The sequence below is a fragment of the Chryseobacterium sp. genome (assembly GCF_022712095.1).
Lineage (GTDB): Bacteria > Bacteroidota > Bacteroidia > Flavobacteriales > Weeksellaceae > Chryseobacterium.
In genome coordinates, this window is record NZ_JALAHD010000017.1 from 1 (window position 1) to 25,960 (window position 25,960).

29 protein-coding genes are annotated in these 25,960 nt (G+C 35.3%); 24 read left to right on the forward strand and 5 right to left on the reverse strand.

The genetic code is table 11. The features are described 5' to 3' along the window. The first annotated feature begins 18 nt into the window (after positions 1–18). The 7 genes from rpiB to tsaB all read left to right on the forward strand — a co-directional run bounded on the left by rpiB (position 19) and on the right by tsaB (position 6,486). Positions 19–453 carry a ribose 5-phosphate isomerase B gene (gene rpiB / locus Q0A18_RS00705; protein WP_292008247.1) on the forward strand — a complete coding sequence of 145 codons (435 nt, stop codon included), beginning with the start codon at positions 19–21 and terminating at the stop codon, positions 451–453. 242 nt (positions 454–695) lie between these two features. After that, positions 696–2,846 carry a ribonuclease R gene (gene rnr / locus Q0A18_RS00710; RefSeq protein ID WP_292008248.1) on the forward strand — a complete coding sequence of 717 codons (2,151 nt, stop codon included), beginning with the start codon at positions 696–698 and terminating at the stop codon, positions 2,844–2,846. Positions 2,847–2,907: 61 nt separating this feature from the next. Further along, complete coding sequence (locus Q0A18_RS00715) at positions 2,908–3,594, forward strand: LysE family transporter (protein ID WP_292008249.1); 687 nt, start codon at positions 2,908–2,910, stop codon at positions 3,592–3,594. Next, a complete protein-coding gene (locus Q0A18_RS00720; protein WP_292008250.1) occupies positions 3,591–4,520 on the forward strand; it encodes an LD-carboxypeptidase in 930 nt (309 codons plus the stop codon). The genes Q0A18_RS00715 and Q0A18_RS00720 overlap by 4 nt, the downstream gene beginning before the upstream one ends. 25 nt (positions 4,521–4,545) lie before the next feature. Then, positions 4,546–4,917, forward strand: a complete 372-nt coding sequence (locus tag Q0A18_RS00725) for a YraN family protein (protein ID WP_292008251.1) — start codon at positions 4,546–4,548, stop codon at positions 4,915–4,917. A gap of 30 nt (positions 4,918–4,947) precedes the next feature. Beyond that, positions 4,948–5,700 (forward strand): SDR family NAD(P)-dependent oxidoreductase, encoded by a 753-nt coding sequence (locus Q0A18_RS00730; protein ID WP_292008252.1) that lies wholly within the window; start codon positions 4,948–4,950, stop codon positions 5,698–5,700. A gap of 105 nt (positions 5,701–5,805) precedes the next feature. After that, positions 5,806–6,486, forward strand: a complete 681-nt coding sequence (tsaB, locus tag Q0A18_RS00735; protein WP_292008253.1) for a tRNA (adenosine(37)-N6)-threonylcarbamoyltransferase complex dimerization subunit type 1 TsaB — start codon at positions 5,806–5,808, stop codon at positions 6,484–6,486. A gap of 18 nt (positions 6,487–6,504) precedes the next feature. On the opposite strand, the gene Q0A18_RS00740 is transcribed toward tsaB, so the two are convergent. From Q0A18_RS00740 to Q0A18_RS00755, 4 genes are all read right to left on the reverse strand, one after another. Beyond that, on the reverse strand, positions 6,505–9,105 hold the full coding sequence (locus Q0A18_RS00740) for a tetratricopeptide repeat protein (protein WP_292008254.1): 2,601 nt from the start codon (positions 9,103–9,105) through the stop codon (positions 6,505–6,507). Between the two features lie 86 nt (positions 9,106–9,191). Further along, a complete protein-coding gene (locus Q0A18_RS00745; RefSeq protein WP_292008255.1) occupies positions 9,192–9,746 on the reverse strand; it encodes a Maf family nucleotide pyrophosphatase in 555 nt (184 codons plus the stop codon). Between the two features lie 8 nt (positions 9,747–9,754). Continuing rightward, the gene (locus Q0A18_RS00750) at positions 9,755–10,273 is read right to left on the reverse strand and encodes an HAD hydrolase family protein (protein ID WP_292008256.1); all 519 of its coding nucleotides are present in this window, start codon (positions 10,271–10,273) and stop codon (positions 9,755–9,757) included. After that, on the reverse strand, positions 10,263–11,012 hold the full coding sequence (locus tag Q0A18_RS00755; RefSeq protein ID WP_292008257.1) for a DUF2520 domain-containing protein: 750 nt from the start codon (positions 11,010–11,012) through the stop codon (positions 10,263–10,265). The genes Q0A18_RS00750 and Q0A18_RS00755 overlap by 11 nt, the downstream gene beginning before the upstream one ends. A 96-nt stretch (positions 11,013–11,108) precedes the next feature. On the opposite strand from Q0A18_RS00755, the gene Q0A18_RS00760 reads away from it, so the two are divergent. The 17 genes from Q0A18_RS00760 (at position 11,109) to Q0A18_RS00840 (ending at position 24,963) form a co-directional block, all read left to right on the forward strand. Then, entirely contained in the window at positions 11,109–11,660 is a 552-nt protein-coding gene (locus tag Q0A18_RS00760; RefSeq protein WP_292008258.1) for a sigma-70 family RNA polymerase sigma factor, read from the forward strand. A gap of 17 nt (positions 11,661–11,677) precedes the next feature. Next, the gene (locus Q0A18_RS00765; RefSeq protein ID WP_292008259.1) at positions 11,678–12,232 is read left to right on the forward strand and encodes a hypothetical protein; all 555 of its coding nucleotides are present in this window, start codon (positions 11,678–11,680) and stop codon (positions 12,230–12,232) included. 6 nt (positions 12,233–12,238) lie between these two features. Continuing rightward, on the forward strand, positions 12,239–12,748 hold the full coding sequence (locus Q0A18_RS00770; RefSeq protein ID WP_292008260.1) for a hypothetical protein: 510 nt from the start codon (positions 12,239–12,241) through the stop codon (positions 12,746–12,748). 157 nt (positions 12,749–12,905) lie between these two features. Next, positions 12,906–14,702 (forward strand): translation elongation factor 4, encoded by a 1,797-nt coding sequence (lepA, locus tag Q0A18_RS00775; RefSeq protein ID WP_292008261.1) that lies wholly within the window; start codon positions 12,906–12,908, stop codon positions 14,700–14,702. Positions 14,703–14,794: 92 nt separating this feature from the next. Continuing rightward, on the forward strand, positions 14,795–15,478 hold the full coding sequence (locus Q0A18_RS00780; protein ID WP_292008262.1) for an NUDIX domain-containing protein: 684 nt from the start codon (positions 14,795–14,797) through the stop codon (positions 15,476–15,478). Positions 15,479–15,586: 108 nt separating this feature from the next. Beyond that, entirely contained in the window at positions 15,587–16,138 is a 552-nt protein-coding gene (locus tag Q0A18_RS00785) for an NADAR family protein (RefSeq protein WP_292008263.1), read from the forward strand. Positions 16,139–16,258: 120 nt separating this feature from the next. Next, on the forward strand, positions 16,259–17,233 hold the full coding sequence (locus Q0A18_RS00790; protein WP_292008264.1) for an SPFH domain-containing protein: 975 nt from the start codon (positions 16,259–16,261) through the stop codon (positions 17,231–17,233). Between the two features lie 6 nt (positions 17,234–17,239). Then, positions 17,240–18,148 (forward strand): sugar kinase, encoded by a 909-nt coding sequence (locus Q0A18_RS00795; protein WP_292008265.1) that lies wholly within the window; start codon positions 17,240–17,242, stop codon positions 18,146–18,148. 10 nt (positions 18,149–18,158) lie between these two features. Further along, a complete protein-coding gene (locus tag Q0A18_RS00800; protein ID WP_292008266.1) occupies positions 18,159–18,575 on the forward strand; it encodes an ADP-ribosylation/crystallin J1 in 417 nt (138 codons plus the stop codon). Beyond that, positions 18,572–19,048 carry a macro domain-containing protein gene (locus tag Q0A18_RS00805; RefSeq protein WP_292008267.1) on the forward strand — a complete coding sequence of 159 codons (477 nt, stop codon included), beginning with the start codon at positions 18,572–18,574 and terminating at the stop codon, positions 19,046–19,048. Before Q0A18_RS00800 ends, Q0A18_RS00805 begins: the two co-directional genes overlap by 4 nt. Positions 19,049–19,059: 11 nt before the next feature. Further along, the gene (locus tag Q0A18_RS00810; RefSeq protein WP_292008268.1) at positions 19,060–19,692 is read left to right on the forward strand and encodes a DUF4291 domain-containing protein; all 633 of its coding nucleotides are present in this window, start codon (positions 19,060–19,062) and stop codon (positions 19,690–19,692) included. After that, positions 19,689–20,210, forward strand: a complete 522-nt coding sequence (locus tag Q0A18_RS00815; protein WP_292008269.1) for an O-acetyl-ADP-ribose deacetylase — start codon at positions 19,689–19,691, stop codon at positions 20,208–20,210. The genes Q0A18_RS00810 and Q0A18_RS00815 overlap by 4 nt, the downstream gene beginning before the upstream one ends. Further along, on the forward strand, positions 20,207–20,893 hold the full coding sequence (locus Q0A18_RS00820) for an NAD-dependent deacylase (protein WP_292008270.1): 687 nt from the start codon (positions 20,207–20,209) through the stop codon (positions 20,891–20,893). The genes Q0A18_RS00815 and Q0A18_RS00820 overlap by 4 nt, the downstream gene beginning before the upstream one ends. Next, positions 20,893–21,834, forward strand: coding sequence for an ADP-ribosylglycohydrolase family protein (locus Q0A18_RS00825; protein WP_292008271.1), 942 nt, complete (start codon positions 20,893–20,895; stop codon positions 21,832–21,834). Before Q0A18_RS00820 ends, Q0A18_RS00825 begins: the two co-directional genes overlap by 1 nt. 10 nt (positions 21,835–21,844) lie before the next feature. Further along, positions 21,845–22,387 (forward strand): RNA 2'-phosphotransferase, encoded by a 543-nt coding sequence (locus Q0A18_RS00830; RefSeq protein ID WP_292008272.1) that lies wholly within the window; start codon positions 21,845–21,847, stop codon positions 22,385–22,387. Further along, positions 22,384–23,130, forward strand: coding sequence for a metallophosphoesterase (locus Q0A18_RS00835; protein ID WP_292008273.1), 747 nt, complete (start codon positions 22,384–22,386; stop codon positions 23,128–23,130). The genes Q0A18_RS00830 and Q0A18_RS00835 overlap by 4 nt, the downstream gene beginning before the upstream one ends. Before the next feature lie 108 nt (positions 23,131–23,238). Beyond that, positions 23,239–24,963 carry a hypothetical protein gene (locus Q0A18_RS00840; RefSeq protein WP_292008274.1) on the forward strand — a complete coding sequence of 575 codons (1,725 nt, stop codon included), beginning with the start codon at positions 23,239–23,241 and terminating at the stop codon, positions 24,961–24,963. Positions 24,964–24,999: 36 nt separating this feature from the next. Here the strand turns inward: Q0A18_RS00840 and Q0A18_RS00845 are convergent, their stop codons facing one another. Continuing rightward, on the reverse strand, positions 25,000–25,881 hold the full coding sequence (locus Q0A18_RS00845; protein ID WP_292008275.1) for a cupin-like domain-containing protein: 882 nt from the start codon (positions 25,879–25,881) through the stop codon (positions 25,000–25,002). Between the last annotated feature and the right edge of the window lie 79 nt (positions 25,882–25,960).

Consider the following 25,960-nt stretch of genomic DNA (forward strand, 5'->3'; position numbering starts at 1 on the left):
GTATAATACTACCCTATTATGAAAAGAAAAATTGCTATAGCTGCAGACCATGCAGGCTTTGAATATAAAGAAATTATAAAAAAATATCTTTCGGAACAGTTTGAGGTTCAGGATTTTGGAACTTTTTCCACAGACAGTGTGGATTATCCTGATTTTGTCCATCCTGCTGCAACATCTGTAGAAAATGGAGAAAATGAATTAGGAATTCTTATTTGCGGAAGCGGAAACGGAGTACAGATCACAGCCAATAAGCATCAGAAAATAAGATGTGCATTATGTTGGATGCCTGAAATTGCAGAGCTGGCTAGATTACATAATGATGCTAACATGATTTCAATCCCAGCCAGGTTTATTTCAAAGGAGCAGGCCATTGAAATTGCGAATAAGTTTCTTTCTACCGATTTTGAAGGAGGAAGACACCAGAACAGAGTTGATAAAATAGCTTTTTGCTAAACAAGATAAAGCCCCGTAAATTTTTACGGGGCTTGTTATTTTAAAAATGTTTATCTTTGCAGTATAATAATAGAAAACCATACACTCTATTACCTCATTAAACCTCATAAATTTAAAATTAACTTTTAATAAAAAGGTTTATTCTCTTCTCCTCTCCATTTTTTATATTAAATTTATACAAGGCAAAAAAATAATTGTCTTTGTAAAGGAAGTATGCTGTTGATTAAATAAATAATTTAGAAATGAAAAAAAGAAAATATATAAGTCAGAAAAATGACTCGAAACTCATGGAGATCGGCAGATTGATCCAGCGTTTCATGAATGAAAATTCCTCCAAGATATATAATTATAAACAAATTGCGGATGGAATTGATTATAAAAATCCAAGACAGAGAGAGCTTGTAATCCAGGCATTACACCGTCTTCTGGCTTCGGAAAAAATTAAAGAAGTAGAAAAAGGAAAATATATAGTAAACCTGAATATTGCAGGAACATTAATGGGTATCATAGATTTTAACCAAACTGGTAATGCCTATGTGAATGTGGAAGGATTGGAAGATGATATCTTCATTCACTCCAAAAATGTAAAAGATGCATTACAGGGCGATAAAGTTTTGATAGTAACCTATACTTATAAAGGTAAAAAGCTGGAAGGTTCAGTTTTGGAAGTTTTGGAAAGAAACAGAACTGAATTTGTGGGAACTTTTCAGGTAATCAACCATAAAGATTTCGGATTTGTAGTATGTGATAAAAAAACAATCAATACTGATATTTTTATTCCTAAAACGAAATTTAACGGTGCTGAAAACGGTGATAAAGTCATTGTTAAAATGACGGAATGGAAACCCGGAGATAAAAATCCTGAAGGAGAAATTATTCAGGTATTAGGTGCTCCCGGAGAACATGAAACTGAAATCCACTCTATTCTTGCCGAGTACGGTTTGCCTTATAATTTCCCTGAAGAAGTGGAAAGAGATGCAGATAAGATAGACCGAAGCATTACACCGGAAGAAGTAGCCAGACGCAGAGATATGCGTGATGTATGTACTTTTACCATTGACCCTAAGGATGCAAAGGATTTTGATGATGCATTATCTATTCAGAAGCTAGAGAATGGAAACTGGGAAATAGGAGTACATATTGCGGATGTTTCCCATTATGTAGTTCCCGGAACTATACTGGATGATGAAGCCTATCAGAGGGCAACCTCTGTTTATCTTGTAGACAGAGTGGTTCCGATGTTACCCGAAGTATTGAGTAATGATGTTTGTTCACTTCGTCCCAATGAAGATAAATATACCTTTTCAGCAGTTTTTGAATTGAATGACAAGGCTGAGATTCAGAAGCAATGGTTTGGAAGAACCGTTATTCATTCAGACAGAAGATTTACTTATGAAGAAGCTCAGGAACGCATTGAAACCGGGGAAGGAGATCTTGTCAAAGAGATTCAGGTATTAGACCGTTTAGCCAAAATAATGCGTGAACAGCGTATCAGAAAAGGAGCGATCACATTTGACAGAAGTGAGGTAAGATTCAATCTGGATGAGAATAACCAACCGATAGGAGTTTATTTTAAAATAAGTAAAGATTCCAATCACCTGATCGAAGAATTTATGTTATTGGCCAATAAAAAAGTCTCTGAATTTGTTTCTTTGACCAAAAAAGGAGAAATAACCAATAATACCTTTATATACAGGATTCACGATGATCCGGATCCTGCAAAACTGGAAGCATTAAGAGATTTTGTTTCTACATTCGGATATAAAATGGATCTTGCCAATACTAAGAAAGTAGCTGAATCTTTGAATCAATTATTACATGATGTAAAAGGAAAAGGAGAAGAAAATATGATTGAAACTCTGGCTATGAGAAGTATGAGTAAGGCAATATATTCTACCGATCCTATAGGACATTACGGATTGGGATTTGAATATTATACACACTTCACCTCTCCTATCAGACGTTATCCGGATCTTATTGCCCATCGTTTGTTGCAGCATTATCTTGATGGAGGAAAATCTCCAAGCAAAACAGAGCTTGAAGAAAAGTCTAAACACTGTAGCGCTATGGAAAGACTTGCAGCAGATGCAGAAAGAGACTCTATCAAATTTATGCAGGTTAAATTCATGGAAAAACATCTTGGAGAAGTATTCAGAGGGGTAATTTCCGGTGTTGCTGAATTTGGTTTCTGGGTAGAAATTCCTGAAAATGGTGCAGAAGGTCTTATTAAACTAAGAGATCTGGTGGATGATTCCTATACTTATGAAGCTAAAACACATGCTGTTTACGGATCTAGAACAGGGAAAAAATACCAGCTTGGAGATGAAGTAATGATTAAAGTGGTGAAAGCTAATTTAATTCAGAAACAATTAGATTTTAAGATTGTTGAATAATTAATTCATAAAATCTAACTTTGTAGAAATGAATGATTTTTCATTCACTAAGAAATAACACATGTTTGAACTTATACTTTCTGCTATCATATTGGGATTTATGCTTAGTCTGGTCTTTATCGGACCCATTTTTTTCCTGTTGATAGAAACAAGTTTTTCAAGAGGTCCAAGACATGCTCTGGCACTGGATTTAGGAGTAATTACTGCAGATTTGCTGTGTATTATAGCTGCTTATTATGCAAGTGCTGATTTAGTTGATTTAATAGATAAACATCCCGGATTTTACAGGATAACTTCCCTGCTGATCTTTATTTACGGAATTTTCATGATGGTGACCAAAACTAAGATGCATATTCCCGGTGAAGACAAGATTATAAGTCAGAATTATTTTAAAACATTTATCAATGGTTTTTTCTTTAACTTATTGAATGTAGGTGTTATTCTCTTCTGGTTGGTTACGGTAATATCCGTGAGGAACCAGTATCCGGATACTGATAGTTTTGTTCTTTACATAAGCATTGTCATCTTTACTTATTTAAGTATCGATCTTGCCAAGATACTTCTAGCCAAACAATTCCACTATAAACTTACTCAGAAGCTTGCTAATCAGATCCGAAGAGTGGTAGGCGGAATTCTTATTGTATTCAGTTTTTTCATATTTCTTCAAAGCTTCAAAATGTTCAATCAGTTTGATAAACAATTAGAAGAAGCCGAAAAGAAAGAAATCAAATATCACAAAAACAAATGACAAAAATTATTTCTCCAAAAGCCCTTAAAGAGGGAGCTAAAATTGCTATTATTTCGCCTGCAGGTTCCGTGGATGAATCTCAACTTCAAAATGGACTGAAACTGATTAGAAAGAATGGATTTGAGCCTATATTGGGTAAGCATCTTTATAGCAAATATTCAAACGGATATAATTACGCCGGAACGGAAAAAGAAAGAATAAAAGATATCAACTGGGCTTTGAATGATCCTGAAATTTCGGCAGTATGGGCTTCCCGAGGTGGATATGGATGCCAGCACCTTATTCAGCATCTTAGCCTTAAGAAATTTACAGATAATCCGAAATGGTATATCGGCTATTCTGATAATACCGTTATTCAAAGCTATCTTCTGAAGAAGGGATTTGCTTCCATTCACGGGCAGACTATTAAAACTTCCAGTTTTGGAGTAGCCAAGGAAAGTTATGATCTGATATTTGATGTTTTAAAAGGGAAGAAACTGAAATATGATATAGTTAAACATCAGTTCAATAAGAAAGGCAATTGTGAAGGAGAACTTGTAGGAGGAAATCTGGCCCTGATCTACGCTTTATTGGGAACAAAATATTCTTTCGATTTTAAAGATAAGATACTTTTTATTGAAGATATAGGGGAAAACTTCTATGCGCTGGACAGAATGATTATGAGCCTAGAGCTGGCCGGGGTTTTTAATAAAATAAAGGGACTTATCATAGGTGGAATGACCAATATGGGTGATGAAAAAACTAATGCTGACTATGAAAAAAGCTTTGATGAATTTACCTATAAATTGATTTCAGACAGAATTTCAAAATATAAATTTCCCGTGGTTTTCGGATTTCCTAATGGTCATATTTATGATAACAGGCCTTTGATCGTCGGAGGAAAAGTAAAGATGAAGGTGGACAGAAAAGTGAAGATTGAATTTTAAAGTTTAATCCTTACATCCAAATAGTATGGCAACTCATAATGACTTCGGAAAAGAGGCAGAAGAATTCGCAGTTACGTATTTAAAAGATAAGGGATATAAAATCCTTACAAGAAACTTCAGGTTTCAGAAGGCGGAGATTGATATTATTGCGGAGAAAGACAATATGATTGTTGTAATTGAGGTTAAAGCCAGGTCTACAGATGTATTTTTATTGCCTCAGGAAGCAGTCAATAAAAAGAAGATCCGGTTAATTGTTTCTGCAGCTGATCATTATCTTGAAGAATACGGGAGAGATAACGAAGTACGTTTTGATATTGTATCAGTTCTTCCGAATGGAAATGATACATTTGGAATAACTCATATTGAAAATGCTTTTGAAGCTTGGGATGCCAATTAAACATAGGAAATAATATTTAGAAATAATTAAATGAAAACAATATTAATTACAGGAGCTACTTCCGGAATAGGAAAATCCACAGCAGAACTTTTTGCAAAACAGGGAAATAGAATTATCATTTGCGGACGGAGAAAAGAAGTTTTGGAGGAAGTAAAAAAAGAATTATCTACCATTACGGAAGTATTCAGTTTACAATTTGATGTCAGAAATCAGGAAGAAGTGGAAAAGGCTTTCAATTCCCTTCCTGAAGAATGGAAAAATATAGATGTTTTAGTTAATAACGCTGGAAATGCACACGGTTTGGAACCGCTTTCCGCAGGAAATACGCAAGATTGGGATGCTATGATTGATGGAAATGTAAAAGGACTTTTATATGTTTCTAATAAAGTTATTCCTTCCATGAAAGGGAAAAATTCCGGTCATATCGTGAATATCAGTTCTGTAGCGGCAAGACAGACTTATGCTAACGGAGTTGTTTATTGTGCAACCAAAAGAGCTGTGGATGTCATTTCTGAAGGAATGAGAATTGAATTGACTGAGTTTGGTATTAAAGTCACCAATATTCAGCCGGGAGCTGTAGAAACGGATTTCTCTAAAGTTCGTTTCAAAGGGGATAGCGAAAAGGCTGCTACCGTTTATGCAGGTTATGAACCCTTAAAAGCCGAAGATATTGCAGATTCTATTGCCTATTGCGTGAATGCTCCGAAACATGTTTGTATCTCTGATATGACGATCTATCCAAGCGCTCAGGCAGAGCCTAGAACGATTTACAGAAAATTGTAGCAGATAAAGGAGTAAATTTGTAAAAAAGTTTAAATTCAATCTGCCATGAAACAGGATTGAGTTTTCCTTTTATATTGCGAACCAAACGGATAGACTTTAATAAAAATGAAAATTTTATACCTTGAAACATCTTCTAAAAATTGCTCCGTAGCCATTTCGGATAATGAAAAGTTACTGTGTCTTTGTGAAGAAGTTTCGGAAAATTATAAACAATCGGAAAGCCTGCATACTTTTGTTGAATGGGCTCTGGAAGGTGCTGAGCTTTCTATGAAAGATATAGAAGCTGTTTCTCTGGGTAAAGGACCCGGATCCTATACCGGATTACGAATCGGAGCCGCTTCGGCAAAAGGATTCTGTTACGGACTCAAAATACCTTTGATCGCTGTAAATTCTATAGAAAGCATGATAGAGCCTTTTTTAGGACAAAACTACAACTATATAGTGCCGATGGTAGATGCAAGGAGAATGGAGGTTTATACAGCCGTTTATGACGGTAATACAGGCAAAGAGATATCCGGTACAGAAGCTAAAATCCTGGATGAAAACTCCTTTGAAGAATTAAAAGAAAAAAAAGTAATTTTTATCGGTGATGGTGCCAGGAAGGCAAAAGATATTTTACAGCTTCCTGATGCTGTATATGAAGATAACATCTACCCTTCTGCTCAACATCTTATCCGAAAGACGTTGGAGAAAATAGAAAAGAAGGAATTTGAAGATATTGCTTATTTTGAACCTTTTTATCTTAAAGATTTTCATGGAGTAAAGAAAAAGAAAAGCGAAGAATAATTTCTTCGCTTTTTATTTTTATTGAGGTTTTGGTGGGACACCTGAATTATTTTTAAGTTCCTGTGTAGGAGCAGCTGCAGGCTTCTTAGGAGTATTATTGGTTGGTTCCGGACTTGTATTTATCTTATTACCTCCGCCGAAATCAGCTGCAGTAGTATTGTTATTTTGGAAATCACCCGAATTCTGTGAAGGCGGAGAAGATGGTTTTCCCGGATTTTGAGGGAGTACATTTCCTTTTTCATCCGTTCCCTGGAACAGCAGATCACTTTTCAGATAATTAAGCATTTCCTTTGCCTTCTCCCCTTCAGGGGTCTTGGAGTAGTTGAGTGCGATTTGTTCCAGTTGTAAAATCATAACCTCTTTCCCACTCGATTTTCCGGCATTAAAAGCATTTAATAAATAGAGTTTCGGGACTAGTGCATCCTTAGGATATTTCTGAATGGCCTGGTCAATAATATCTCGACTTTCACCGAATTTCTCGGTTTCATATAGGGCATAAGCTCTTTTATATTCATTCTCTACCTCAGCTGAAGATTTTACGAAAGAATTATTTTTAGGATTTCTTGCAAATTCTGCATATGCTGTATAAGGATAATCTGTTAATAATAGCTGTTTAGCCCTTTCCGCAGCTTGAGGATTCTTCTCATAATTCATGGCAAAAATTTCATATAAAGCTTGTAGCATTACCTTTTCTTCAGGTTTCACATCCACAAGATCATATAAAGTTTTGGTCGCTAAAGGAGTATTCGTAAAATAATTCTGATACATGATTCCTAAGCCTAAAGAAGCCGTATCTCTTGATTTTTTAAGCTCTGAAAGTTTTCCGGCATCCGTAGGAATCTGTTCAATATAGAATGCAGGTTCGAAACGCCTCGGATTGGGTGCGGAAGTTACCCCTAATGCTTCATTTTTAAGATCTTCCAGAGAAGACATTCTTTTTGAAGAACGCCAGTTATCAGAAAGGGCTCTGTCTCCCCAAATCTGTTTAAACGAAGAAGTACCTTTGCTTACCGTATTGGTATTACTGAAATAAAAACCTTTGGTAGCAGTTCCAAAATCTTCAAAAGAATTAGAACTGTTGGCGAAGATGGAATTAGCATTATAATCCCCGGTATCAAATCCTTTATTTCTTTCTGCACGTCTCCTCTCTAATTCTTCTTTCTCTTCCTTTACCTTTAATTTGGCAATATATTTTGTAAAGTAATCCGTTCTTTGGGCATCATCCATTTTTGCTAAAGCCAGAATACTGTCATTTCTTTTAACCAGATAATAGTTTTTAGAAATCTTTTTAATATTCTCAGACTGTTCCTTTAAGAGGATTTTTGAAGGCTCATAAGTCATTACAGCTAGTGCGGAATCATAAAAACTTCCTGCTCCTATATAGTCATTCTTAGATAAATAGCTGTTTCCTATTTCATAATAAGCAAGACCACGGATCTGAGGATCGGAAACCTTTTCTTTTAGAGATTTTCTGAAAAATTCCTGAGCTTCATCTTTTTTTCCAGCCTTATTAGCCATTAACCCTAAAGCATAATAAAACTCGTTCTTTCTTGATGTATAAGTTCCTTTATTACTTACTTTTTCCAGATAATCTTTAGCTCCTGCATAATCCCCTTTTCCATTAAAAGTCTTAGCAATTTCTATCTGGGATTTTACTTCAAATTCAAAATCATTGGCATATTTATAAGCCGCTAAAAAACTCTCTCTTGCCAATTCACTTTTGCCTAAACTTTGTAAAACCTGACCTCTTAAAAAGGCAATCCTACTCTTTAATTTTTTATTGTTATTAAGTTCAAAAGCACGGTCCAATTCCTTAGCAGCCTCCTCTTTTTTCCCTTCATCCAAAAGAGCTTCAGAATGATAAATACTTAATAATTTATCGTAACTCTTATCTATTCCTTCACCCTTAAGCTTTGTAAATACCTCTGTAGATTTGTGGTAGTTTTTCATCTGTGCATAGGCTAATCCCTGATAAACTCTTGCCAATGGAAGCCTTTTATCATCCTTCATATGAGAAAAAACATAATTGAGTGCATCAAGTGCCTCCAGAGATTTATTCTGATAGATTCTGGACTGGGCAAGAATAATATAAGCATCAAAAATAGTTTTATTTTGCTCTTCCCCGTTTCGGGTTACTGAATATTTATTGATTGCTTTTAATGCCTTGGCCTCTGCAATTTCTAATGCAGTAGCACCTTTCGTTGTATTTTCTTCTCCCACTCCACCTGTTGCAGAAAGTTGGGTATTATTATTGCTTCCTGGCATGCCAGGGGGCATATTGGGTCTGCCGCTATTGGAATTTTGCTGATTGGAAGAAGGCTGGTTAACCTCTGCCATTTTCATCGTATTTTCAGCAAATGCAGCAGATTGCCCCAGATCACTTCCCAAAGGCTGATCCTCATAAGTCAGAATAGAAATATAAGGTGCATAAAAATTATCTTTATGACTCTTATCTCTACTCGTAAACTCACTGTTTAACGCATCTTTTGCATTAAACAAAGTATTATAATAAGTATGGAACCCTTTCAGGAATTTGGATCGTTGTTCCGGCCTTTTTGGTTTTGTAGAACAGGAAACAATGATGCAAGCTGCTAAAAGGAATAAAATATTCTTTTTCATTATTCAATATAACTCGCTAATCTGCTTTTTATTATGAAACAGTTTGATGATTTTGTAAAAATACTAAAATTTTATATTGAAAATATTTATAATTCTTTCAAAATTCTGTAAACCAAATGAGTGGGAAGCCCCATTATGGTGTAAAAACTTCCTGTTATCTTTTTTATTTTAGCCATTCCCAGCCATTCCTGGATACCATAGCTCCCAGCCTTGTCAAAAGGCTGATATTCACGGATATAATAATCAATCTCTCCGTCTGATATTTCTTCCAATTCTACATCGGCAACATCAGTTTCTGTGAAAATCCGGTCTTGCGTTTTTATGGTAATTCCCGTATATACCTGATGAGTTTTTGCGGATAATAGTTTCAGCATATTTTTGGCATCGTGTTCATCTTTTGGTTTTCCGAGAACTTTCTCATCAATAGCAACAACAGTGTCGGCTGTTAATAAAACTTCATCTTCTATAAGGGTCCTGAATGTTTCAGCTTTTAATTGTGACAAATAAGCAGCAGCCTCTCCTATTTTAATATCTTCAGGAAGAATTTCCTCACAATCTATTTTTACCACTTCAAAATCAAATCCCAGCTGTGAAAGCAGTTCTTTTCTTCTGGGTGATTGAGATGCTAATAATAATTTCATATTAATAATTATACAGATTGTGTATTATCTTCATGCCAGTTTCCCTGAACTTTCATTACCTGCTCAATAACATCACGGACTGCTCCACTACCTCCTTTTTTCTGGGAAATATAAGAAGCAATACCTTTGATTTCAGGAACAGCATTTTCAGGACATGCTGAAATTGCAGAACTTTCCATGATATGAAGGTCAGGAATATCGTCTCCCATGGTAAGAATTTCTTCATTTTTAAGATGATATTTATTTTTAAAATGTTCAAAATCTTCCATTTTATTATGAGATTTTGCATAATAATCTTCAATACCGAGATAATTGATCCTATGCTTTACCATTTCATCATTTCCTCCGGTAATAACCCCTATGATATAATTATTTTTTAAAGCTTTTACTACAGCATATCCATCCAGTACATTCATTACACGGCACATATTCCCTCCCGGCAACAGATAAACACTTCCATCCGTAAATACTCCGTCCACATCAAATACAAATGCTTTAATATCTTTTAATTTATCTTTATAACTCATACATTTTTTTTATAGAGCGATTCATTGTTTTATAAATTTCAAGACTTTCGTCTTTCAACAGCTGTTCATGCAGATCAAGGATTCTGGTATCATTTCTTACTGCCGGTCCGGTTTGTGCAAGCTTAGGATCTACTTCATGGATTTTCTGAACCGTTTCATCAATCAATGGCAGGAAATAATCGAAAGGAATCTCCTGAGAATCTGAAATTTCTTTAGCTCTTGTAAACAGATGATTTACAAAATTGCAGGCAAAAACAGCGGTAAGGTGTATATATTTTCTCTTTTCATGAGTACTTTCCATCACTTTTTTTGAAACTTTAGAAGCTAAATCAAAAAGAGAATTTTTATCATATTCATTCTCTGCTTCTATGAAAAATGGAATTTTATCATATTCCAGTTCTTTAGATTTTGAAAATGTTTGAAGAGGATAAAAACTTGCTTTTCTGTAAGCTCCTGCCAAAACCTCTTTGGAAAGTGAGCCCGAAGTATGGACCACCAGACTGTCTTTTTTCTGGATAAGTTTTGAAACTTCCTCCACAGACCGGTCACTTACACAGATGATATATAAATCTGCGTCCTGAAGAATTTCTGTTGAATACTCAATATGAAGCTCATCAGCGATCTCTTTCAAAGCATTTTCATTTCTTCCAAAAATCTGAATTAACGGAATCTTATTCTTAACAAAGGCTTTTGCCATGTGATAAGCTACATTTCCGGATCCAATAATTACAATTTGCATATAACAAAGATAATATTTTATGATATTTGGACTGAAAATTGAATAAGTAATTTAACTTTTAGATATTTTTGTAATCCAAACAACTGAAAGCATCTTATGAAGAGCAAGGACGCAGAAATTATCGCGATGATGCAAAATCCCCGAACCCAGGACAAAGGGCTTCGGTCTTTGATGGATGCTTATCAGAGTAGATTGTATTGGCATATTAGAAGAATTATTGTAGATGGAGAACTTGCTCAGGATACTTTGCAGGAAACATTCATTAAAGCCTATCAGAATTTTCATCAGTTTAAGAATGATAGCCAGCTGTATACATGGTTATATAGAATTGCAACCAATGAAGCATTACAACAGATCAATAAACTAAAGAAAATGCAGAAAACGGATGAAGATGCAGAATATTATTTGCAGAATCTGGTAGCAGATAATTCGGAAAGTGATGCAGAGGAAATACAGTTATTATTGCAGAATGCCATACAGAGCCTGCCTGAGAAGCAGAAGCTGGTATTTACGATGAGGTATTATGATGATTTACCCTACGAAGAAATATCTAAAATTGTGGATATGTCTGTAGGAACATTGAAAACAAATTATCATTATGCCAAACAAAAAATTGAAGAATATATAAAAGACAATTACGAAAAATAATCTTTTGAATTATAAAGATGAAAGATTTTGATATAGAAAAATTAGAACGCAAAAACATTTACAAAGTTCCTGATCATTTATTTGATACCATTCAGGATCGCGTATTTGCTGAAGTAAAAGCAGAAAAGAAAGCCCCTATATTTAAACTGAACTGGGCTTTTGCAGTGGCTGCATCACTGGCTCTGATTTTTGGAGCAACTTTTTTGTTTGATTCTGATAACGGAATAAACACGGATTCCCCAAAAACAAATATTGCAGTGGATTCCCATGCTTATACCTCTAATACAGAATCTCAGATGAGCGAAAGTGAAAAAGCTTATGAAACTTTGAAATCAGATTTAACTTCTATTGAAAAAGATAATCAAACAATTGAAGATCAGGGAAATAAAGTTGCTGTTTATAGTCAAAGTAAAAAAGAAAATAAAACGGTGAAAAATACGCCTGTAACAAGGGTGGTTTCCAGACCTACAGAAGCTCAAATGAATGAGTATCTGGATGCATTCTCAAGTTCTGAAATTTCAGAATTAGCCAATAATTCGGCTCAGGATGTTTATCTGGATTTATACAATTAAAAGAAGATGAAAAAGATATTATTTACAATTTTAATTATTTATGGCTTTGGCTTAAATGCTCAAAGTACAGATTATGATTGGAAAAAGATGGATCCTAAACAGAGAAAAGAGGTAATCAATAATCTTTCTCCTGAAGAACGGAAAGAACTTCTGAGAAAATTCAGAAATAATATGATTATAGATAATCTGGATATTGAAGCTAAGGATAAAGATAAATTTACAGCTTTATATGATGAATATATAGAGCAGCAAAGGAAAATTAAAAGTGAGTTTAATCCTCATTTCAATACGGAAACGTTGTCTGATCAGGAAGCCAGACAAAAGCTGGAACAAAGTTTTGAAGTAGGGCAGAAGCTGCTTGATAACAGAAGGAAATATGCAGAGAAAATGCAGCAGGTAATTCCTTGCCAAAAGGTCTTGAAGCTGTTTCAATCAGAGGGAATGATGAGAGATAAAATGAATGAGAGGAAACCTCACGATATGAAAAATGCTCCCAGGGCTCAACAAAACCCATAATAGTTTATTTTTTTAATGTTGGACGACTCTTGCAATATATTTGTAAGAGTCGTTTAATTTTTAAATTAAAGAAAGAATTAAAATTAACCTTTAGCATTTAATAAAGTGAAACATTTGTCTCTCTTTTTTTTATCTTTGCAAATTACAAGATTCTTAAATGAAAAATATACGAAATTTTTGCATAATCGCTCATATCGACCATGGTAAAAGTACCTTGGCAGACCGTCTTTTGGAGTATACGAATACAGTAACTCAAAGAGAATTACAGTCTCAGACGCTGGATGATATGGATTTGGAAAAAGAACGTGGGATTACCATTAAGTCCCATGCTATCCAGATGGATTATGAGTATAAAGGAGAAAAATATATCTTAAATCTTATCGATACACCGGGACACGTAGACTTTTCTTATGAGGTTTCCCGTTCCATTGCGGCCTGTGAAGGGGCTCTTCTTATTGTAGATGCAGCACAGAGTATTCAGGCACAGACGATCAGTAACCTTTACCTGGCATTGGAAAATGATCTTACAATTATCCCGATTCTTAATAAAATTGATTTACCTTCTGCGAATCCTGAAGAAGTAACTGACGAGATCATGAACTTAATCGGATGTGATTATGAAGATGTACTAAGAGTATCCGGAAAGACAGGAGAAGGAGTTCATAATTTATTGGAGCAGATCGTAGAAAGAATTCCTGCGCCGGTTGGAGACCCGAAGGCGCCTCTTCAGGCACTTATTTTTGATTCTGTTTATAATCCTTTCAGAGGAATTGAGGCTTATTTTAAAGTAGTAAACGGAAGTATTTCCAAGAATGAGAAAATTAAATTCTTTGCAACCGGAAAAGAATACGGGGCAGATGAAGTAGGAACTTTAAAGCTGAAACAGGTACCTAAGAAAACCATTGAATGTGGGGATGTAGGATATTTGGTTTCAGGTATTAAAGATGCAAGGGAAGTAAAAGTAGGAGATACCATAACCTCTTTCGAGAGACCAGCAGCAGGACCTATAGAAGGTTTTGAAGAAGTAAAGCCTATGGTATTTGCCGGGATTTATCCGATAGATTCAGAAGATTTTGAAGAATTAAGATTCTCATTAGAAAAACTGAGATTAAATGATGCCTCTTTGGTTTTTGAACCGGAAAGTTCGGCAGCATTGGGATTTGGTTTCCGTTGCGGATTCTTAGGAATGCTGCACATGGAGATCGTTCAGGAACGTTTGGACAGGGAATTCAATATGAATGTTATTACAACAGTTCCCAACGTATCTTATTTCGGATATTCTAAAAAAGAACCGGAAGTTCCGATTCTGATCAATAACCCTTCCGAAATGATGGACCCGTCCATTATGGATAGAGTGGAAGAACCGTTTATCAAAGCTTCTATTATTACAAAATCCGATTTTGTAGGATCAGTAATGACTTTATGTATTGAAAAGCGTGGAGAGATTGTTAACCAAAGTTATTTAACGGCTGAAAGAGTTGAATTAATCTTCAATATGCCTTTGGCAGAGGTAGTTTTTGACTTCTATGACAGATTGAAATCTATTTCCAAAGGATATGCGTCATTTGATTATCATCCAATCGGATTCAGAGCTTCGAAACTGGTAAAAATGGATATCCTGATTAACGGAGATATGGTAGATGCTCTTTCATCACTGATCCATGACAGTAATGCTTATCATATCGGAAAGAAAATGTGTGAAAAACTTCGTGAACTGATTCCGAGACAGCAGTTTGATATTGCAGTTCAGGCGGCATTAGGAACAAAGGTTATTGCAAGAGAAACAATTAAGGCTTTAAGAAAGGATGTGACCGCAAAATGTTACGGAGGAGACATTTCCAGAAAGCGTAAACTTTTGGAAAAGCAGAAAGAGGGAAAGAAAAAAATGAAGCAGATTGGTAGGGTGGAAGTACCGCAATCAGCATTTATGGCAGTATTAAAGCTAAACGATTAATATATATAAAGCCGGGAAATTTTTCCCGGCTTTTTCTTACTCTAAAGTTCATTAAAATAATGTAATTTTGTGTGGTATTAACGCAAATATTTATGCAGGATATTAAAGTTGCAGTAGATGCTGTCATTTTCGGATACTTTGATAAGAAAGATCTACAATTGCTTTTGATTAAAAGAAAAATTGAACCTTTCAAAGGTGGCTGGGCGCTGCCCGGAGGATTGGTTTTGGATGATGAGAATCTGGACACTGCAGTAAAAAGAGAATTGTATGAAGAAGCTGGTATAAAGCCCGATTTTTTAGAACAACTCTATACTTTTGGTAATGTGGGTAGGGATCCGAGGAACAGAGTGGTTTCCGTAGCATTTCTGGGGCTCGTAAACCCTTCTTACCACAATCTTTTAGCCGACTCTGATGCAGAAGATGCGCAGTGGTTCAGTATTAAAGAATTACCTGAACTGGCATTTGACCATCAGCAAATTATAGATATGGCTTTAAATAGGCTCAGAACCAAGATACAGTACCAACCGATCGGATTCAATTTATTGAATCAAGAATTCCCTTTTTCAGACCTGGAGCATCTTTATACAACGATTATCGGCCAGGAAATAGACCGCAGAAATTTCCGTAAGAAAATAATGAGCTATGGACTTTTGAATGAGACTGAGCATTTTAAAAAAGAAGGCAGTGGCCGTCCGGGTAAATTATTTACTTTCAATCAGAAGAAATATAAAGAACTGGAAGAACAGGGGTTCTACTTTGAAATAAAATTAGCTTAAATTTTTACAGCTGAAAATCAGTTGATTAGATTGTTTAGTGTAATATATACGCAAATAAATTTGGTTTCTATATTGTGTTCTTATAAATTTGCGTAAAAATAACACAGTATGAAATATACTTTACAAAATATAATGGAAAGATTTCAAAAGAAAGAAAAGATCAAATTTCTTTTTTTCTGGGGTCATACGGTAAAAGAACAGATCACTAAAGCCTGCTTCAGTCAGTGGTACCCGTGCCGTTTTGAAGAAAAAGGAATTGTTTATAAAACAGCTGAACATTTTATGATGGCAGAAAAAGCACGTTTATTTAACGATCAGGAAATACTGGATAAGGTTTTACTATCTAATGGCCCAAAACAGGCAAAAAGTTTGGGCAGGAAAGTGAAAAGCTTTGATCCGGTTATTTGGGATGAGCATAAATATGAACTGGTAAAAAAGGGGAATCTTTTAAAGTTCAGTCAAAATGAAAAGCTGAAATCATTTCTTTTGTCCACGGGAAATAAAATACTGGTAGAAGCAAGTCCTTATGACAGAATCTGGGGAATCGGAATGCTGGAAAGTGATTCCAGGGCTGAAAATCCGCTTCAGTGGAATGGTAAAAACCTTTTAGGATTTGCTTTGATGGAGGTAAGGGATGAATTAAATCATTCAAATGGATAGAAAAGAAGTCAAAAAAAATTTACCTTTAATTTGCGTAAAAAACACGCTAAAAAAACAATAAATTGTTTCACTCTAAAATTTAAAGTTATGTTTGGATTTAAACACATCAAATTTGATTCAATGACCTATATTTTTCATTTCAAAAATGGAAATATTGTAAAAGAAGGAAGAGGATTATCATTCTTTTATTTTGCACCTAATAGTTCAATTGTTGCCATTCCGATGGGAAGTAATGATCTGCCGTTTATATTCAATGAAAATACATATGATTATCAAACAGTTAAGATACAGGGTCAGATAAGCTATAAAATTACAGATCCTAAGGCTATTTCTGATACATTAGACTTTACCGTCAATGAATCGGGTGTATATAAGAAAAATGAAATTGAGAAACTTAATCAGAGGATTATCAATCTTGCGCAGACTTCTACTTCCTCTTTCATTCATGAAATCAGTCTGAAGGAAGCAATCCGTTCGGCTAAGAAAATAGAAGAAAATATTTTAGAAGGATTAATCACTTCAGAAGCGGTTCAGACCATGGGAATTGAAATCCTTGGAGTAAATATCCTAGCGGTGCAGACTACCCCGGAAATGGCAAGGGCTCTAGAAACCGAAACAAGGGAAAAACTACAGCAACAGGCAGACGAAGCTATCTATGAAAGGAGAAACTTTGCTGTGGAGCAGGAAAGAAAAATTAAAGAATCTGAGCTTAATACGGAAATTGCTGTTGAGGAAAAACAAAAGCAGATTGCTGAAAAAAGAATGGAAACAGAAGTTCAGAACGAAGAAAATAACAGAGTGCTCAGGGAAATGAAGATATCTGCTGATATAGCAGTAGAGAATCAGAGAAAGCAGCTGATAGAACAAAAAACAGAGAATGACAGAAAAGAAGCGGAAACGAAGGGATATGTTTTGGAAACCTCTTTGAAACCTTATAGAGAAACGGATTGGAGAATTCTAAATGCCTTACATGGAAGTCAGGATGCAAGATCAAATATTGCCCTTGCTTTCCGGGAGTTGGCAGAAAATGCAGGGAAGATAGGAAAACTGAATATCAGTCCGGATTTATTGGAAACATTACTCACTGAAAAATAAAAGGATATGTCTATAGAATATGCTATTATCATCAAGAATAAAACAAGATTGGAATCATTGGTTGAAAGATTCAATACAAAAGCCCAAGCTCAGTTTTATATTGAAAAGTCAGGAGGGAATTTTCAGGAATATACAGAAGAACATGAAAAATTTTATCAGTCTTTTGTCGAAGTTCAGACCAGACTTTCAAAGATTATTAAAAATAAAATAGTGGAAAGAGAATTTATTTCCTCTTATATTTTTTCAGAAAATAATCTGATTGTAGTAGTAGGGCAGGACGGATTGGTAGCCAATGTCGCAAAATATTCTAAAAACATTCCTATAATAGCTGTTAATCCGGACAAAGAAAGATATGATGGTATACTGCTTCCTTTCAATACTAAAAATTTCGTGAAAGGGGTAAATGCTGTAATCAATGAAAATTTTAAAGTAAAGAAAATGAAATTTGCAGAAGCTGTTTTAAATGACGGACAAAGATTATTGGCAGTGAATGATCTTTTTGTTGGAATTTCTTCCCACAGCTCAGCGAGATATAAAATCATTCTTGATGGAAAAGAAGAGATCCATTCCTCAAGTGGAATAATTGTTTCTACCAAAACAGGAAGTACAGGATGGCTAAGTTCTATTTTTAATATGGCTTTTGGAGTGCTTGGTCTAGAAAAATCTGATTATCCCGAATTCAGTGAAGATGATTTGTATTTTGCAGTGAGAGAACCTTTCAAAAGTAAAAGAACCCAAACTGAAATTTGCGGAGGAATGATTGAAAGGGGAAATAAGATCACCATTGAATCATTAATGCCAAATAATGGCTTTATCTTTAGTGATGGAATTGAACAGGACTTTTTACAGTTCAACAGTGGGTCAACAGCAGAGATCAGGCTTTCAGAAGAAGAAGCAGTTTTAGTAATTAATTAAAAATCTAATGATGAAAACAAAAACACTTTACAGGCCGGTAGGAGAAAAAGAAATGATACTGATCATAGAAAGCGGATATAAAAGATTCCCTCCAAGATTAGAATGGCAGCCGATATTCTATCCGGTTTTAAATGAAGAATACGCTTCAGAAATTGCAGAAAAATGGAATACAAGGGATGGCTTTGGAAATTATCTGGGATTTGTAACCCAATTTGAAGTGTCAGAAGAAATATATAACCAATATCCTGCTCAGAATGTAGGAGCCAGAAATCATAATGAACTTTGGGTTCCTTCAGAAAAATTGGAAATTTTCAATGAGGCAATAATCGGAGATATAAAAGTTATAAAAATATATGTAGGCGATCATTTTAAAAGATCTGAAAGCCCCGAAATAGAAAACCTGATTTCAAAATTGAAAAAGCAATGAAAACGATACATTATTTAAAAGGAGATGCTACTGCACCCCAAGCCAGCGGAGTGAAAATTATCGCTCATATCTGTAATGATCTTGGAGGATGGGGAAAAGGTTTTGTACTGGCAGTTTCCAAAAGATGGAAAGAGCCTGAAAAAGAATATAGAGACTGGCACCGCTTCAGAAGCAAAAATAATTTTGGATTAGGAGAAATCCAGGTGATCCAGGTAGAAAAATATATTTATGTTGCCAATATGATCGGTCAAAAAGGAATGAAAACGGGTAGTAATGGAGTTCCGGTTCGCTATGAAGCTATTGAAAAATGTTTAACAAAGCTTACACAAGAAGCTAAAAACTTAGGAGCAAGTGTTCATATGCCTCGGATAGGATGTGGATTGGCAGGAGGAAAATGGGAAATGATAGAACCGGTTATTACCAAGACTTTATTGGAAAATGATGTTGAGGTATATGTGTATAATTTTGAATAAAAATAATTACTATGAAGCTTAGATTAAAAAAATATAAAGAACAGTTACCCTACTGGCCTGAAAACGGCTATCACATCATGGCTCAATATGATGATGAAAAAATTGTGGTATATCAGTCTTATCGGAAAGACATCGGGGAATTTGCCGTAAAAAATCAATATTTCGGAGGAAACTTCAGCCTGGAAAGAATGACCTGGATAAAACCCAATTTTCTTTGGATGATGTTTAGGAATGGCTGGGGTAAAAAAGAAGGACAGGAATGTGTTCTCGCAATTCATTTAAAGCTGGATGCCTTTAAAAAATATCTGGAAAATTCAGTATATTCATCATATAATGAAAAACTGAATATTTCCAGGGAAGAATGGCAAAATCAGGTGAAAAATTCTTCTGTAAGACTTCAGTGGGATCCGGATCATGATCCGTTTGGAAATAAACTGGAAAGAAGAGCAATTCAGATTGGACTAAGAGGTGAATTTATCCATTCTTTCGCAAAAGAAGATATTATCCTTATTGAAGATATTTCAGATTTTGTAAGTGAACAGTATCAGCTCGTATGGGAAGATAAGTTGAATGAATTATTGCTTCCAGAAGAAAAACCTCTTTTATTTAATGATACCCTGAATAAAAAATTAAAATTAGTATGACGACATTCATTGAATTAATCAAAGGAGATATCACCAAGATCAAGGCAGATGCCATTGTTAATGCAGCCAATTCCTCTCTTCTGGGAGGCGGAGGTGTGGACGGAGCCATTCACCGGGCAGGAGGTAAACAGATTCTGGAAGAATGTATACAGATCAGAAACAGGCAGGGAAAATGCAATACCGGAGAAGCAGTAGTAACTTCCGGAGGAAATCTTCAGGCAAAATATGTGATCCATACAGTAGGACCGGTTTGGAATGGAGATGAAGAAAAAGGAAAAAGACTCCTGGCTAATTGTTATAAGAATTCATTACAACTCGCCGAAAGCCTTGATGTGAAAACCATTGCTTTTCCCAATATCAGTACAGGGATTTACAAATATCCCAAAGAGCTGGCGGCAGAAATTGCTGTTAATGAGGTAAGGAGTTTTGAATTCAAAAAAATTGAGACAGTCATTTTCGTCTGCTTTGATCATGAAAATGAAAAGATTTACGATCAATTATTAAAAAAGAAACAATGAAAAAATTAACCATATTAAGCGGTGCCGGAATAAGTGCCGAAAGTGGAATACAAACATTCAGAGATGGAGACGGGCTTTGGGAAAACCATGATGTTATGCAGGTAGCAAGTCCCCAAGGATGGAGAAATGATAGAGCTTTAGTGTTGGAATTCTACAACCAGAGACGTCGTCAGCTTCATGAAGTACAACCTAATGAGGCTCATCAGTTATTGGCAGAATTAGAAAAATACTTTGATATTCAGATTATTACCCAGAATATAGATGATCTTCATGAAAGAGCAGGTTCTACCAATATTCTTCACATTCATGGAGAGCTGTTTAAATCATGTTCCTGTAATAATAAGAATTTGGTTTATGAGCAGAAAGAAGATATCAATGTAGGAGACAAGGCGGAGGATGGAGCTCAGTTAAGACCGTTTATCGTTTGGTTTGGAGAAGATGTGCCATTATACCAGACGGCAAGAGAAATGGTGAAAGAAGCCGATATTTTAGTGGTTATAGGGACTTCCTTGCAGGTCTATCCGGCAGCGGGATTGCTTCATGAAATTAAAGATGACTGTTTGTTGGTGGTAATCAACCCGAATGAAACAGAAATGAGCTTCGGAAACAGAGCGGTGGTCATTAAAGAAAACGCAACAAAAGGGATGAAACTTTTGTTTGATAAATTAGTAAATATGGCATAATGGAAAATACAGTGAAGGCAGGTATTTTTGGAGTTTGTGTTGGAGATGCATTAGGTGTTCCTGTAGAGTTTAAAAAAAGAGAAGACTTAAAAAAGAATCCTGTCACTGGATATTTGGAATATATGTCGTGGAACCAGCCAAGAGGAACCTGGAGTGATGACAGTTCATTAACGCTTTGTCTTGCAGAAGAACTAACAAAGGGTTATGATTTGGAGAGAATAGGAAAGAGTTTTGTAAAATGGAATCAATATGGCCATTGGACAGCACATGGAAAACTTTTTGACATTGGTGGAACTACAAAACATTCTATTGCCAGATTAATTAAAGGTGAGAGTGCCCGATTTTCAGGTAATATTTTTGAAGAAGATAATGGAAACGGATCACTAATGAGAATCCTTCCCTTGGCTTTTTATCTAAAGGATGAAGAAGATATTGAAAAATTATACCAGACAATAAAAGAAGTTTCAGCCATTACTCATGGGCACTTTCGTTCTGTGTTTGCATGTTTTATTTATGTGAATTTTGCGATTCAGTTAATCAAAGGAAAAACTAAGAAAGAGGCTTATGCTTATATGCAAAAAACCGTACTGAAATATGCAGAAACCCATGGCTTCAATTCAAATGAAGTTCAGCTTTTTCAAAGAATTTTAATTTATGATATTTCCGGTTATCGGGAAGATGAAATTAAAAGCAGCGGCTATGTTCTCCACAGTCTGGAAGCATCATTATGGTGCTTTATGAATTCAGAATCGTATTCTGAAGCTGTTCTGAAGGCCGTAAATCTGGGAGAGGATACCGATACTACCGGAGCTATTACCGGAGGGATTGCCGGAATTTACTATGGATACGATTCTATTCCCGAAGAATGGATTTCTGAACTTGTAAGAAAAGAAGATATAGAGAAACTATGTGATAAGCTGGAAACCAAATTAATGAAATAAACACAAAATTATGAATGAAATAGAAACGAAAAGAATAAGTAAATTTTTAAGCCTTATATTAAGACATCAGCCCGAAACTATCAATCTGCATCTGGATGAAAACGGTTGGGCAGATGTGGATGAGTTACTGGAAAAATCTAAAAAGAAAAGAATACTATTTACCTTTGAAGAATTGGAAGAAGTAGTGGCAACCAATAATAAAAAAAGGTTTGCTTTTAATGAGGACAAAACAAAAATAAGAGCCAGCCAAGGACATTCCATTGATATAGATCTCGCACTGATTCCTCAGCAGCCACCTGAGTTTCTTTACCATGGAACAGCAGAAGGAAATATTTCCTCTATCTTAGAGAAAGGAATTGAAAAGAGAAACAGGCAGCATGTTCACCTCAGTTCTGATAAAGAAACAGCAACAAAAGTGGGAATGCGGCATGGAAAGCCCGTGATTCTGACCGTCAGGACAGGAAAGATGTTTGATGATGGAATTTTATTTTTCTTTTCTGATAATGAAGTCTGGCTGACGGATTATGTGGATGCAAAATACATTTCAAAATGAAAAGAAGATTAGTACTAGGGGATATTCATGGAGGATTTAAAGCATTAAAACAAATATTTGAAAGAGCAGAAGTAACAGTAGATGACCAATTAATTTTCCTTGGAGATTATGTCGATGGATGGAGTGAATCTTCTGATATAATTGAGTTTTTGATCGATCTTTCCGGAAAACAGGATTGTATTTTTATCAAAGGGAACCATGATGCCTGGTGTGAAGATTGGTTGCTGTCGGAAACGGGCCCTAATGTTTGGCTGGCCAATGGAGGAAGAAGTACCGTGGAAAGCTATGCAGATTATTCTTCAGGAGATCGTAAAAGGCACCTCGAATTTTTTCAGCGAATGAAAAACTATTACGTTGATGAGGAAAACCGTTTGTTCATTCATGCGGGTTATTCCTCTATGCATGGACCTGAAAAAGAAGTCTATTCCAGTAATTACCGCTGGGACAGGACCTTGTGGGAAACAGCCGTAGCTATGGATAAAAAACTGGATAAAAATTCAGAATTATACCCCAAAAGACTGCTATTATATAGAGAAATATTCATCGGGCATACACCAACCCTGTATTTAGGAATTAAAACTCCTCTAAATAAAGCCAACATCTGGAATATGGATACAGGAGCCGCTTTTAGAGGAACGTTATCTATAATGGATATTGAAACCAAAGAATTTTGGCAAAGTGATCCATTACCATCCTTATATCCTAACGAAAGAGGGCGAAACAGCGACAGTATAAGAGGTTGAAAATAAATATTCTCTTCTAAAAATCAGCGGTATGAAAAGAAAAAATATTCAGCGTCCTTCTGCATTACAAAACTTTAAGTAATTTTAAAGTTCAAAACATGCACTTCCATGAAACTTAAATATCTCTTACTCTCCCTGAGTTCATCCTTATTTTTTGCTCAAAATTCATTTCAGACTCCTTTTGAAAAAGGTAATGGTAATCAAACGGTTACTTATGATGAGATGAATACCTACTATCTTGGTCTGGCTAAAAATTTTAAAACCATTCAATACCTTAAAAAAGGAGAAGATGATAATGGAAAACCCATCTATGTAGTTGTTTATAATCCCTTTCCTGAGAAAGAAATAGAAAAATTGAGGAAAGATAAAGCTGTTTTATTCATTAATAACGGAATTCATCCCGGAGAACCGGATGGAATAGATGCAACCATGATGCTGATGCGTGATTTGGCTACTCAAAAAGTAAAATCTCCTCAAAACTTTGTGATTGCTGCAATCTCAGCCTATAATGTAAGCGGAATGCTCAACAGAGGATCTTATTCAAGAGCCAATCAAAATGGACCTGAGCAATATGGATTCCGGGGAAATGCAAGAAATTATGACCTCAACCGGGATTTCATTAAAACAGATTCAAAAAATGCCAGAAGCTTTCAGGAAATATATCAGTGGCTAAAGCCGGATGTTTTCATTGATAATCATGTAAGCAATGGCGCTGATTATCAGTATACCTTTACTTATATTTCAACTTTTAAGGAACGATTAGGTAAAGTTCTCGGAGAATACTTTTATGATAGCTACCAGTCTAAAAACCTTGAAGATTTGAAGAAATTGGGGTATGAAAGTACGCCCTATGTCAATATTCATGGTGATGTCCCTGAAATAGGTTTTGCAGCCTTTGAAGATTCACCAAGATATTCCACGGGTTATACCACTTTATTTAACTCTCTTGGAACGGTTCCTGAAACTCATATGCTGAAACCTTATGATAAAAGAGTGGATGCTACCTATAAGTACATGCTGGTTAACCTCCAGAATCTTGATAAAGATTATAAAAAGATAAAAGAGCTTCGCATTGAAAACTTAAAACAATACCAGGCAGGTAAAACCTATGGAATCCGATGGAAAATAGACTCCACAAAGTTTAGTACAATGGATTTCAAAGGGTATGAAGGTTTATATAAGCCAAGTGAAGTTTCCGGTAAACCAAGATTATATTATGACAGAAATAAGCCGTTTACCAAGAAAATAAAGCTATTTACCACTGCGGAACCCACAGGTTACATTACCATTCCCAAATACTATATAATCCCACAATCGGAATATCGGGTAATTGAAGCATTCAAAAGGAATAATATCCTAATGACACCTTTACAGAAAGATAGCCTTATTGTTGTCGAATCCTATAAAATTAAAGATTTTAAAACTGTAAAAAATCCTTATGAAGGACATTATCTCCACTATGAAACTGTTGTAGATAAATCTAATCAGAAAAGAACTTTTGCAGCAGGAGACTATTTGGTTCCCACTCAGCAGGAAGGGGTGAAATATATCATAGAAACATTAGAGCCTGAAGCGCTGGATTCATTTTTCAACTGGAATTTCTTTGATGGAATCCTGGCCCAGAAGGAATATTATTCCACTTATATTTTTGAGGATACAGCAGCAGAATTATTGAAAAAAAATAAAACTCTCAGGAAAAAATTAGAAGCTCAAAAAGCTAAGGACCAAAAGTTTGCAGAGGATGGTGAAGCCCAATTGGATTGGATATATAAGAATTCTCCTTATTACGAAGAAAAAACATTCAGACAATATCCTGTCTATAGGATACAATAAAAAAAGTGACGTTTCACATGAAACGTCACTTTTAATTTATTTTGGTAAACCTTTTTCCAGAGCGTGGTTAGCTCTTTTAATGGCTAATCTTTCTTTCCAGTCCATATACCTCTTTTTGAAGCGGGCTTTCATGAAACTGTCAAACTTTCTCTGAACCGTAAGATTCCATAAAGAATGTGCTTTTACAGCCCATGACTTATCCCATGCTCTTAATGATATGGAGAAACTTCCGTCAAGATATTTCATCCAGTGCCACCAGCCGGTAGGCATAAATAACGTATCGCCGTGCTCAAGGAAACACTCAATTCCCTCTACACCATCTAATGCAGGGAAATTTTTGAAATCAGGGTTTTCGATGTCATAATCTTCCAGTGAATAGGTAGCATATGGGATCTGATATAGCCTTTCTTTCCATTTATAGTCAAATAACAGGATATGCTTTCTTCCATTGAAGTGAGTATGGAAAATATGAGCCATATCAATATCGAAATGTAAGAAAGTTACGGATCCTTTTCCACCGAAAAACATATTAGGATATTTATCTAAAAAGCCTCCCATCAAATCTTTTGGGAAAACATAATCATCTAAGAGCTGCGGAGCATATTTTATGGGATCAAAAAGAAAAATTCTCAGATCAGTAGGTTCCTTTTCAATTAAATCTATATAATCTCCAAATTTCATTTCTGCAGCAGAAGCATTAATAGGAGCAGAAGGGTCCGCCTTGGCGCTATCATATAATGGGACAGTAATATCACCTACCACTTCTTTCATATAATCTAGCGTCCATTTTTGGTAGGCCGGCCATTTTCGGGCCATATTTTTTATAACAACAGGGATTCTCGGTTTCAGGTATTTTTCACGGAATTCTTCTTGTGTGATATCATCCACCACATCAATAGGCTTTAAAATAACTCCCATTTTAAATAAATTTTTTAATGTTACAAAATTATTAAATAAATTTTTACGAACAATTGTTTAAGTTTTTTTTAATCTATGA

Coding starts and splice junctions, on each gene's coding strand:
- rpiB (WP_292008247.1), top strand. CDS start 19: ATGAAAAGAAAAATTGCTATAGCTGCAGACCATGCAGGCTTTGAATAT.
- rnr (WP_292008248.1), top strand. CDS start 696: ATGAAAAAAAGAAAATATATAAGTCAGAAAAATGACTCGAAACTCATG.
- Q0A18_RS00715 (WP_292008249.1), top strand. CDS start 2,908: ATGTTTGAACTTATACTTTCTGCTATCATATTGGGATTTATGCTTAGT.
- Q0A18_RS00720 (WP_292008250.1), top strand. CDS start 3,591: ATGACAAAAATTATTTCTCCAAAAGCCCTTAAAGAGGGAGCTAAAATT.
- Q0A18_RS00725 (WP_292008251.1), top strand. CDS start 4,546: ATGGCAACTCATAATGACTTCGGAAAAGAGGCAGAAGAATTCGCAGTT.
- Q0A18_RS00730 (WP_292008252.1), top strand. CDS start 4,948: ATGAAAACAATATTAATTACAGGAGCTACTTCCGGAATAGGAAAATCC.
- tsaB (WP_292008253.1), top strand. CDS start 5,806: ATGAAAATTTTATACCTTGAAACATCTTCTAAAAATTGCTCCGTAGCC.
- Q0A18_RS00740 (WP_292008254.1), bottom strand. CDS start 9,105: ATGAAAAAGAATATTTTATTCCTTTTAGCAGCTTGCATCATTGTTTCC.
- Q0A18_RS00745 (WP_292008255.1), bottom strand. CDS start 9,746: ATGAAATTATTATTAGCATCTCAATCACCCAGAAGAAAAGAACTGCTT.
- Q0A18_RS00750 (WP_292008256.1), bottom strand. CDS start 10,273: ATGAGTTATAAAGATAAATTAAAAGATATTAAAGCATTTGTATTTGAT.
- Q0A18_RS00755 (WP_292008257.1), bottom strand. CDS start 11,012: ATGCAAATTGTAATTATTGGATCCGGAAATGTAGCTTATCACATGGCA.
- Q0A18_RS00760 (WP_292008258.1), top strand. CDS start 11,109: ATGAAGAGCAAGGACGCAGAAATTATCGCGATGATGCAAAATCCCCGA.
- Q0A18_RS00765 (WP_292008259.1), top strand. CDS start 11,678: ATGAAAGATTTTGATATAGAAAAATTAGAACGCAAAAACATTTACAAA.
- Q0A18_RS00770 (WP_292008260.1), top strand. CDS start 12,239: ATGAAAAAGATATTATTTACAATTTTAATTATTTATGGCTTTGGCTTA.
- lepA (WP_292008261.1), top strand. CDS start 12,906: ATGAAAAATATACGAAATTTTTGCATAATCGCTCATATCGACCATGGT.
- Q0A18_RS00780 (WP_292008262.1), top strand. CDS start 14,795: ATGCAGGATATTAAAGTTGCAGTAGATGCTGTCATTTTCGGATACTTT.
- Q0A18_RS00785 (WP_292008263.1), top strand. CDS start 15,587: ATGAAATATACTTTACAAAATATAATGGAAAGATTTCAAAAGAAAGAA.
- Q0A18_RS00790 (WP_292008264.1), top strand. CDS start 16,259: ATGACCTATATTTTTCATTTCAAAAATGGAAATATTGTAAAAGAAGGA.
- Q0A18_RS00795 (WP_292008265.1), top strand. CDS start 17,240: ATGTCTATAGAATATGCTATTATCATCAAGAATAAAACAAGATTGGAA.
- Q0A18_RS00800 (WP_292008266.1), top strand. CDS start 18,159: ATGAAAACAAAAACACTTTACAGGCCGGTAGGAGAAAAAGAAATGATA.
- Q0A18_RS00805 (WP_292008267.1), top strand. CDS start 18,572: ATGAAAACGATACATTATTTAAAAGGAGATGCTACTGCACCCCAAGCC.
- Q0A18_RS00810 (WP_292008268.1), top strand. CDS start 19,060: ATGAAGCTTAGATTAAAAAAATATAAAGAACAGTTACCCTACTGGCCT.
- Q0A18_RS00815 (WP_292008269.1), top strand. CDS start 19,689: ATGACGACATTCATTGAATTAATCAAAGGAGATATCACCAAGATCAAG.
- Q0A18_RS00820 (WP_292008270.1), top strand. CDS start 20,207: ATGAAAAAATTAACCATATTAAGCGGTGCCGGAATAAGTGCCGAAAGT.
- Q0A18_RS00825 (WP_292008271.1), top strand. CDS start 20,893: ATGGAAAATACAGTGAAGGCAGGTATTTTTGGAGTTTGTGTTGGAGAT.
- Q0A18_RS00830 (WP_292008272.1), top strand. CDS start 21,845: ATGAATGAAATAGAAACGAAAAGAATAAGTAAATTTTTAAGCCTTATA.
- Q0A18_RS00835 (WP_292008273.1), top strand. CDS start 22,384: ATGAAAAGAAGATTAGTACTAGGGGATATTCATGGAGGATTTAAAGCA.
- Q0A18_RS00840 (WP_292008274.1), top strand. CDS start 23,239: ATGAAACTTAAATATCTCTTACTCTCCCTGAGTTCATCCTTATTTTTT.
- Q0A18_RS00845 (WP_292008275.1), bottom strand. CDS start 25,881: ATGGGAGTTATTTTAAAGCCTATTGATGTGGTGGATGATATCACACAA.